Annotated in this window: 7 protein-coding genes and 1 pseudogene; 4 read left to right on the top strand and 4 right to left on the bottom strand. The window is 44.4% G+C overall.

The genetic code is table 11. The features are described 5' to 3' along the window. Nucleotides 1–77: 77 nt before the first annotated feature. Nucleotides 78–398, bottom strand: a pseudogene (locus tag QT984_RS08215) (Uma2 family endonuclease); the annotation flags it as partial. A 302-nt stretch (nt 399–700) separates the two neighbouring features. Further along, on the bottom strand, nt 701–880 hold the full coding sequence (locus QT984_RS08210; protein ID WP_333209917.1) for a hypothetical protein: 180 nt from the start codon (nt 878–880) through the stop codon (nt 701–703). A 579-nt stretch (nt 881–1,459) separates the two neighbouring features. Here QT984_RS08210 and QT984_RS08205 point away from each other — a divergent pair. Beyond that, nucleotides 1,460–2,164 carry a hypothetical protein gene (locus QT984_RS08205; protein WP_333051610.1) on the top strand — a complete coding sequence of 235 codons (705 nt, stop codon included), beginning with the start codon at nt 1,460–1,462 and terminating at the stop codon, nt 2,162–2,164. Nucleotides 2,165–2,618: 454 nt separating this feature from the next. On the opposite strand, the gene QT984_RS08200 is transcribed toward QT984_RS08205, so the two are convergent. Further along, nucleotides 2,619–3,065: an NADAR family protein gene (locus QT984_RS08200; RefSeq protein ID WP_333209916.1), complete on the bottom strand. Its 447-nt coding sequence runs from the start codon at nt 3,063–3,065 to the stop codon at nt 2,619–2,621. Between the two features lie 48 nt (nt 3,066–3,113). Further along, complete coding sequence (locus QT984_RS08195) at nt 3,114–3,827, bottom strand: hypothetical protein (protein WP_333051615.1); 714 nt, start codon at nt 3,825–3,827, stop codon at nt 3,114–3,116. Between the two features lie 121 nt (nt 3,828–3,948). Here QT984_RS08195 and QT984_RS08190 point away from each other — a divergent pair, with 121 nt between their 5' ends. The 3 genes from QT984_RS08190 to QT984_RS08180 all read left to right on the top strand — a co-directional run bounded on the left by QT984_RS08190 (nt 3,949) and on the right by QT984_RS08180 (nt 6,973). Next, nucleotides 3,949–5,028, top strand: a complete 1,080-nt coding sequence (locus QT984_RS08190; RefSeq protein ID WP_333209914.1) for a dipeptide epimerase — start codon at nt 3,949–3,951, stop codon at nt 5,026–5,028. A 31-nt stretch (nt 5,029–5,059) separates the two neighbouring features. After that, nucleotides 5,060–5,842: a Uma2 family endonuclease gene (locus tag QT984_RS08185; RefSeq protein WP_333051621.1), complete on the top strand. Its 783-nt coding sequence runs from the start codon at nt 5,060–5,062 to the stop codon at nt 5,840–5,842. Between the two features lie 81 nt (nt 5,843–5,923). After that, complete coding sequence (locus QT984_RS08180) at nt 5,924–6,973, top strand: DUF1611 domain-containing protein (protein ID WP_333051623.1); 1,050 nt, start codon at nt 5,924–5,926, stop codon at nt 6,971–6,973. The last annotated feature ends 6 nt before the right edge of the window (nt 6,974–6,979 follow it).

Raw genomic sequence — 6,979 nt, 5'->3', positions numbered from 1 at the left:
GAGGCTATGAATGCCCATTCTTGTGACTACTTTCCTATGCCTGACCTCATTCCCGAATTTCAGACCTGAATCCTTACGCCAGGGGAAATGATTTCAAAGACAACTTGCGGCGCAATATTATCTTCAAGCCACTGTTGGTAGGAACCTCTGTAACCTTTCGGTCTGCCAAACACTACCATAGTATCAGGTGCTTGGCAAGTTTTGTTATCTCCTTCGACAGGATACCACAGCAAATCACCTGCTACAAAGACATTTTCGTGGTCTTTGAATAAGGCATCTATTCCGCCTTGAATTTTTACTATTAATTGGAACTGTTTGGTGTTGTCAGACATGGGTTTTCCGTCGCTGTCTGGGTAGATGATTTCTGGCAAAGTTTGAGAGGGAATTGTTGTTGTCATGGGGATGACTCCATTGCTAGTAGCATCAATTTCTATTTTAGATCGATTTTATAGGACTTACCCAGGGGGCCCAGAAACCGGGTTTTTCACGAAAAGACTTCGTTGCAATCGGCAGATTAGGTAAAAAACCCGGTTTCTTTGTCGGAGTGCGTAAGTCCTGTTTTACTTATTCGGGTTTTGTTGACACCCATGGTTCTAATACAGCGGCTTCCAGGTTTATAAAGTACACCCCAGAAACCGGGTTTCTTCTGGATTTCTCGCCAGAAACCGGTTTTATTCAAGAAACCCGGTTTCTCTGTACTTCACTTACCTGGAAAGTGCTGTAAATTGCGTTCTTCTATGAGAAGTTCTAGCAAAACTCGTCTGTCGCCCTTTGTTTTCTTAGGAACGCGAATTAAATAACTTACAATTTTAATTGTTATTGTGGGATGGGCGTCCCGCCCGTCCAAAAAGGATGGGCGTCCCGCCCATCCCAATTTCAAGAGTGGAAGTTATTTAATTCTCATTCCTTATAGCGGACAAACGATCGCTATTTTTGATCGACAATTACCCCCTCGGAGTTATCTCCTAGCAGCTTTTCTTGAAGAAGCTCGGTCTACGAAAGGACAAATATACCTAGAAATTATTGATAAAATTGAATGTAGCAAAATATGAGGGATGTAAAAGTAACTGAAGTGACTGGCAATTGTATAGATGCTGAACTTTATACCGACCGTATTGTAATTACAGAACTATGGCCCACAGGTGAAGAAGATGCAGAACCAGAAAGCACGGAGATCCTTTTGACAGAAGCAAAAAGGCTACTGCGGGAGTGGTAAGCAATTTTGAATCTGTGGTGTGAACAGCAGGCACAATAAATCATTAATCAGCAGATTAAGTGGTTCTCAGGCTCTGCCGGGGAACCGATATCACTCTTGAAGAGCCTCGCAAGTCATAGACTCGCGGGAGGCAGAGCCTCCAAATCTGCGTCCCCCGGCAGAGCCGGGGAACAAAAAAAATATAAAAAATCTACTTTAAGATTTGTTACAATACACAAAACTTCATACTTTCCCCAACACTGGATGACCTTTTTCAACGCCTCCGAACCCCTAATCCGCTGCAAACAGGAACATCTCGACGTACAAGACATCGAAGGCCTGTTGCAACTCCGCTGGCAAATTGGAAATATTACTCTTTTCTCAGGATTTTATACCCGCATCGACCAAACTTTTCTGCTTTGGGGTTTGGTGACAGGGGGGATTTTTTTTACGGCTCAGTTTTTCCCCCTCAGTTGGAGCTTTCAGGCGATTTTGTGGTCAACTTTGACTCTAATTGGCACTGCGGTAATGGCCGTTTTGACTTTGTTTTGGGTAAGAGTCGAGCGTGTTAGCTGGATTCTTTACTCTTGGGCGATTTTGATGATAACTGGTTTGGTTCTGACGGATTGCAGTATTTTTGCCGGTTGGGGAGGTTTGTTACTGCACCTTTGCGATTTGTGGTTGGGATTGAGCGCGATCGGCTATTTGTTGACGGGACTCGGTTTGCGATCGCGCACTTTTCTCCTGATTGGACTAACTCATTTATTTAGCATCCCTCTATTAACTTTTGTTGCACCTTGGCAATATCTAACCACAGGCATAATTATGGCCGGCTGTTTGTTGTTATTGTCCGAATTGCAGTGGGATATGCGATCGCCGATCGACAATAGTTTGCTAAGCGCAGAACAGAAAGAATTTAATAGAATTCAACAGCAACTGCGACAGAGTGGCGCGATGGTATCCAAATAAATCACAAATGTAAAGAATTCTGAACGAGTGCTGACACTTTCCACAAATCGTACACAATAGTAAAGATACAGCATCAATAAAAAACAAAGTTTAACCAGAACAGGTGTTTTGCTGTTTTACCTGTGAATCGCCAACTTTAGGGGAACGGTGTCCGGGAGGCGACGGGCTAACAATGCTGTACTTGCGACGAAAAAAGTTAATTCCGGTTGAGAGTAGTTGTTAAAACAAAAAAAGTGGTGCAGGGTTTTTACCGTTTCCCCTGCTTCGCAGTCTCTGAGGAGAGGCTAAACCCTCTACTAGAACAGCCCGACGAGATTGACACAAGTTTTGACAGTTGCTCATGCCGATTTATGAGTTCAGTGTTTAAGAAAATTGAGGAAATGCTCGCTGACGAGCATTGCAGGACTTAGGATTAAATAAGTCCTGCTTTAGTTTGGGAAATTTAAGTTCTGTTTTACTCTGACGTGCGTTTTCGCAATATTTCCCTTACTTCCATTAAAATCTGGCCCAACATATTTTTGCCGCTGCCATCTTTACCGCAACCCCAATAGTAATCAACTGGGGAATTTTCGACTATTTCCTCATCCGCTGTAGCGAGTAAAATTTCTCTAATTTCGGCATGAGTTTCAAATTTTCGGAGTACGGCTTTTCGCATGATATCATCTTTTACTTTTTCCCAATCTTTACGGAGGGGACGAGAGCGATCGCGCCCCATTTTTGCGGCATCTTTCGGCGTTTTTGCTTGGCGAATTTGGTCGCAATGAGCCGTTTTGGGAAACTTTTGTGCTTGAAAATAATGCTCGGTAGTTGGCCAATATTCTCCGTCTAACTCGAATCCATGACTGGAAAAATTAGAAAAACAGCCGTATTCGCTGGCAGTGGTGTAGAAGTATATAGCCATAAAGTCTGCGATTTCAATTTCGTTAATAATCTTGGTTTATAGTCAGTTTTACCTCTGTGGATTATCCACTATCTTCAACCGCAAATCAATAGTTTCAAGATAGGAACCGATGTAAGACAGCAGGGCATAGATAAATACTATCACCCCTACCATTTCCAAAATTTCCTCAACAGAAGCCAACAAACCGTAGATCAAGTTTCGCTGGCCAACCGCATCTGCATAATAGCCACAAACCATTTCCATGCCAAGTGCTCCACCGACATATATACTGCCTGCCAGTAAAAATAAATCCCTTGTTTTTCGGGGTAGGTGCCGGAGAAACTTGAGATAAGCCAGCGCAGTAACCGCAACAAAAATCGCCCCCGGAATTACCCAAATGAAGTAAAAAATGCCCCCTAAATCCAGTGCTTTTCGCAAGTCGTTAATAATTAATATTTCGTGCAAACTCAAGATTTCATCTAAAGAAAAAAATACAAAGATGAACGCCAGCGCTTTCCAGTGTCCAAAATACCGATCGCCCTCCTTCTTCTTAGCACTAGCAATAATACCTAGCAAAATCGCGCAAAACAGCAAAGTAAATGACGAGTACCACGAAGGATAATTTATTTCTCTGTCTAAGTTAAACAAACTAATCCAGCGTTCTTGATAGTTGAAACCGTACCGCAGAACTTGTACGATGCAACCAGCAACAGCAAAGAAGAGCACCCAAATGCTGAGAGAGAAAGCAACTCTCTTCGGCGAAACAGAAATAATGAATTTCATCAAATTTTTGATAAACTAGAACAAGCAAAATCAAACTATAAAGTAAAAAGTAAAAAATGGCAATAGCGGCGCAATCCGTCCCCTCGGATTTTTATCTACAAAAAATTACCAATCACTGACAATGCACGTTCAAATTGAAACTTTCACTGTCCGCAAGCGGTTTGCCCTTACCATCAGCCGCGGTACAACAACCCAAAGTACGAATTTATGGGTAAAATTAGCACACGAAGGCATCGAAGGTTGGGGAGAAGCATCGCCTTTTTCCACAGGTTCTCGGCCCCAAACTACCGAAATTCTGCTAGCTGCATTGCAGGAAGTTGCACCGCTGCTAGAAAAGTTTACTCCGTTCGATCGCCAAAAAATCGAACAAGTATTAACAGAGGTCAACTTACCCTCAGCCGCCCGCGCCGGCATCGACATGGCAATGCACGACTGGCTGGGCAAAAAAGCAGGCTTGCCCCTGTGGAAAATGTGGGGATTAGATCGATCGGGCATCGTCCCCACCTCCGTCACAATCGGCATTAATTCGCCGAGGAGTGCAAGAGAAAGAGTGCGCGATTGGTTTGGTAAAGATGCGACAGATCCAGCAAGCATCAAATACCGCGCCGTTAAGGTTAAATTAGGAAATCCCGCAGGAATCGAAGCCGACAAAGCTATGTTAATAGCAGTGCTAGAGGAAGCACCACCTAACCTTAAAATCAGTGTAGATGCTAACGGCGGTTGGAGTTTAAAAGATGCAGCCGAGATGTGTCACTGGCTGGAAAGATACAAGATAAATTATGTTGAACAGCCGCTTTCACCCCTCGCAGATATGGATGAGTTCTCAGAACTGTACCGTCAATCGCCCCTGCCAATTTTTGCTGATGAAAGTTGCTTTAATAGTTCCGATATACCCAAGTTAGCGCACTGCGTCCACGGCATCAATATCAAAATGATGAAGTCAGGGGGATTGACGGAAGCTATGCGGATGATTCACACAGCAAAAGCCTGCAATTTGCAAGTAATGTTCGGCTGCTATTCAGATAGCGCGATCGCAAATACAGCAGCAGCACAACTTTCACCGCTAGCTGACTATTTGGATTTGGACAGTCACTTAAATTTATTAGACGATCCTTTCACCGGTGCGATCGTCGAAAATGGGTGTTTGTTGCCAAACGGGCGATCGGGATTGGGAGTGCAGCGAATGAAGATTGTAGAATAGAAGTATCGCTCAAGATAAATCTGGAGATAGTATGATACCAGTAGAATCAATAGGACAGGGAATTGATAGAGAAGCCAAACTTTTTTTTGAAGAACATAAACCACCGACTGATTTAATTTTTGATGATGGTGCAGAAATGGAAAGCAACCGCCACCGTATAGCAATGACCGTTTTAATCCGTTCCGTAGAACAAGGTTTAGCTAACCGGAACGATTTTTTTGTCGGTGGCAATATGTTTATTTATTACAGCGCTAAACAGATTCGGAATCAGGATTTCCGAGGCCCGGATTTTTTTGCTGTGTTGGGTGTAGACAGCAATACTTCTCGACAAGGCTGGGTAGTTTGGGAAGAAAACGGACGTTACCCGGATGTCATTGTGGAACTGCTGTCGCCGTCAACGGCAAATCAGGATACAGGGAAAAAAAAGGATATTTACGAGCAGGTTTTTAGAACTCCTGATTACTTTGTTTTCGATCCTTTCGAGCCCAATTCTTTGCAAGGATGGCGTTTAGATTCCAACCTGCGCTATCAGCAGTTAGTACCCAACGAACAGGGTTGGCTGTGGTGCGAAACGTTAGGTTTTTGGTTGGGCACATGGGAAGGAATTGTCGATCGAGAAACTGCGACTTGGGTGCGTTTTTTCGATGAATCTGGCAATTTAGTTTTGTTGCCGGAGGAAGCCGCTCAACAACAAGCCGAAGCCGCTCAACAACAAGCGGAACAGGAACGCCAGCGAGCCTCGCGACTAGAGGCCAGATTGCGAGAATTGGGAGAAGATCCGAATGATCTTACCATGAACCCAAATCACAGCTAACACCCAATCGATTTTAGATTTTAGATTTTAGATTTTAGATTGAAGCTAAAATCTAAAATCGCCCGTCTCAAAAGTGAACCAATGACTAAAAATTATTCGATCAAAAATGGTAAAGTTGCAATCCTGCTGCACGAGGGAATTCTCGGCCATTCCGGCAAAACAGGTTTAGCATTTTTGCGCTACAGCGAAGCACAAACTGTAGCAGTAATAGACAGCCAATGTGCCGGACAATCTTTACCTGAATTAACTGGCATTCCTCAACAAGTACCGATAGTTGCTTCCGTTGCAGAAGCACTGCAATTTGCGCCGAATATTCTGCTAATTGGTATCGCTCCTTCCGGCGGTGTTTTGCCGGCAGAATGGCTGCCAGAAATTAATCAAGCGGTAGCAGCGGGTTTGTCCGTTGTCAACGGTTTGCACGCGAAACTTGCACCTTTGGTAACAGTTCCATTAACCGAAAATCAATGGATTTGGGACGTGCGTCAGGAACCGAAATCTGTCGGTGCGATCGCCTCTGCTGCTGCGGCTAAATTAAGTTGTCGCCGCGTATTAACTGTCGGCACAGATATGAGCGTTGGCAAAATGTCAACCAGTCTGGAACTCAATCGCACTTGCTTGCAGCGGGGTTTGCGTTCCAAATTTTTGGCAACCGGACAAACTGGTTTAATGATCGGAAATGAAGGCCTTCCTTTGGATGCAGTGCGAGTTGATTTCGCCGCTGGTGCTGTCGAACAAATGGCGATAAAATTGGGTTCTGAATGCGATATTCTGCACGTAGAAGGGCAAGGTTCGCTATTGCATCCCGGTTCGACGGCGACTCTGCCGCTGCTGCGGGGTTCGCAGCCAACTCACTTAATTTTAGCGCACAGAGCCGGACAAACTAGCATTCGCAATCACCCGCACGTATCGATTCCCAGGTTATCAAAAGTGGTGGAATTGTACGAAATGGTAGCTGCGGCTGCGGGTGCTTTTGCAGGGGGAAAAGTGAGCGCGATCGCCCTCAACACTCATCACTTAAATGAGGCAGATGCGCTGTTAGCAATAGCTGAAGTTCAAGCAGAAACGGGATTGCCTTGTACCGATCCGGTAAGGTTTGGCGCGGAGGTTTTGTGGGAGGCGATCGACAATTAGTATGCT

It is taken from the genome of Microcoleus sp. Z1_B2 (assembly GCF_036700325.1).
Lineage (GTDB): Bacteria > Cyanobacteriota > Cyanobacteriia > Cyanobacteriales > Microcoleaceae > Microcoleus.
The sequence above is the reverse complement of the archived record's forward strand: the minus strand, read 5'-3'. Positions and strand labels throughout refer to the sequence as shown.

Excerpts from the sequence above, each read along its gene's own strand:
- QT984_RS08185 (WP_333051621.1), top strand. The coding sequence starts at position 5,060 with ATGATACCAGTAGAATCAATAGGACAGGGAATTGATAGAGAAGCCAAA.
- QT984_RS08180 (WP_333051623.1), top strand. The coding sequence starts at position 5,924 with ATGACTAAAAATTATTCGATCAAAAATGGTAAAGTTGCAATCCTGCTG.
- QT984_RS08190 (WP_333209914.1), top strand. The coding sequence starts at position 3,949 with ATGCACGTTCAAATTGAAACTTTCACTGTCCGCAAGCGGTTTGCCCTT.
- QT984_RS08200 (WP_333209916.1), bottom strand. The coding sequence starts at position 3,065 with ATGGCTATATACTTCTACACCACTGCCAGCGAATACGGCTGTTTTTCT.
- QT984_RS08195 (WP_333051615.1), bottom strand. The coding sequence starts at position 3,827 with ATGAAATTCATTATTTCTGTTTCGCCGAAGAGAGTTGCTTTCTCTCTC.
- QT984_RS08205 (WP_333051610.1), top strand. The coding sequence starts at position 1,460 with ATGACCTTTTTCAACGCCTCCGAACCCCTAATCCGCTGCAAACAGGAA.